The 1,858-nt window shown below is 66.8% G+C and carries 1 protein-coding gene; it reads left to right on the forward strand.

All coding sequences use genetic code 11. The annotated features are described in order from the left end of the window. On the forward strand, nt 1–1,858 hold a 1,858-nt coding region (locus ACFWP7_RS42565), incomplete at both ends, for an amino acid adenylation domain-containing protein (RefSeq protein ID WP_384394026.1).

The following is a 1,858-nucleotide window of genomic DNA, read 5'->3' on the forward strand; positions in this document are numbered from 1 at the left end:
ATCTTCACGTCCGGTTCCACCGGCCGCCCCAAGGGCGTCACCGTCCCCCACAGCGGCATCGTCAACCGACTTGAATGGATGCAGTCCCGCTACGAACTGACCCCGGTCGACCGGGTGTTACAGAAGACACCCTTCGGATTCGACGTGTCGGTATGGGAGTTCTTCTGGCCCCTCCTCAACGGCGCCACACTGGTCGTTGCCCGACCGGGTGGCCACCGCGATCCCAGCTATTTGGCGAAGCTGATCCAGGACACCGCGGTGACGACGGCTCACTTCGTACCGTCGATGCTGGACGCCTTCCTGGCCGACCCTACGGTGGCGGAGTGCGCAAGCCTCCGCCGGGTCATCTGCTCGGGCGAGGCGCTTCAACTGAGCACTCAGACAAAGTTCTTCCAGCTCTACGACGGTGTGGAACTGCACAACCTCTACGGCCCCACCGAGGCGTCGGTCGACGTCACGGCATGGGAGTGCAGCCCCGACCAGACCGACGGATCCGTGCCGATCGGCACGCCGATCGCCAACACTCAGGCGTACGTCCTGGACCCCTCCCTGCGCCCCGTCCCGATCGGCGTCGGCGGCGAACTCCACCTGGCCGGAGCCCAGTTGGCGCGCGGCTACGTCGGACGCAACGACCTGACCGCCGAACGGTTCGTGGCGTCGCCCTTCACACCCGGCGAGCGCATGTACCGTACCGGCGACCTGGTGCGATGGACTCCGGACGGCGCACTGGAGTACCTCGGGCGCTCGGACGATCAGGTGAAGATCCGTGGCTTCCGTATCGAACCGGGCGAGGTCGCCGAGGCTCTTGCCGCACACCCCGCGGTCGCCCAGGCCGCGGTGCTGGTCCGCGAGGACACTCCGGGCGACAAGCGGCTGGTCGCCTACGTGGTCGCTGCCGACGACGACGGCGTAGAGCCCGAGGCGCTGCACACCTATGCACAGGACCGGCTGCCGCACTACCTCGTACCGTCTGCGGTGGTGGTGCTGGATGTGTTGCCGTTGACGGTGAATGGCAAGTTGGACCGTAAGGGGTTGCCGGTTCCGGAGTATGCGTCCGGTGGTGGTCGGGGTCCGGTGTCGGTGCAGGAGGAGATCCTGTGCGGTGCGTTTGCGGAGGTTTTGGGTCTGTCGTCCGTTGGTGTGGATGACGACTTCTTTGCGTTGGGTGGGCATTCGCTGTTGGCGGTGTCGTTGGTGGAGCGGTTGCGGGGCCGGGGTGTGTCGGTGTCGGTGCGGGCGTTGTTCCGGTCGCCGACGCCTGCGGGGTTGGCGGTGGCGGCGGGTCCGGAGGAGGTGGTGGTTCCGGCGAATCTGATTCCTGAGGGTGCGGCGGTGATCACGCCGGAGATGTTGTCTCTGGTGGAGTTGGACGAGGCCGAGGTCGGGCGGTTGGTCGCCCAGGTTCAGGGTGGTGCGGCCAATGTCGCGGATGTGTATCCGCTGGCCCCGCTCCAAGAGGGCATCTTCTTCCACCACTTGATGAACGATCAGCAGGGCGCCGACGCCTACTCGATGCCGATGGTGCTGCGCTTCGCGGAGCGGCCGCTGCTGGACACCTTCCTCGATGCGTTGCAGCGGGTGGTGGATCGGCACGACATCTACCGGACGGCGATCGTGTGGGAGGGGCTGCGCGAACCGGTGCAGGTCGTGCTGCGCGAGGTGCCTCTGCCGCTGAACGAAGTGGTACTCGACCACCGGCGCGCGGACCTGGTGGACCAACTATTGGCTGCGGGCGAGCGGATGGACCTCGGCCGGGCGCCACTGATCGATGTGCATGCCGCCGCCGAGCCGAACTCCGACGGCTGGCTGGTGCTGCTGCGTATCCATCACCTGGTGCAGGACCACACCACGCAGGACG

The organism is Streptomyces sp. NPDC058470, from assembly GCF_042721055.1.
GTDB lineage: Bacteria > Actinomycetota > Actinomycetes > Streptomycetales > Streptomycetaceae > Streptomyces.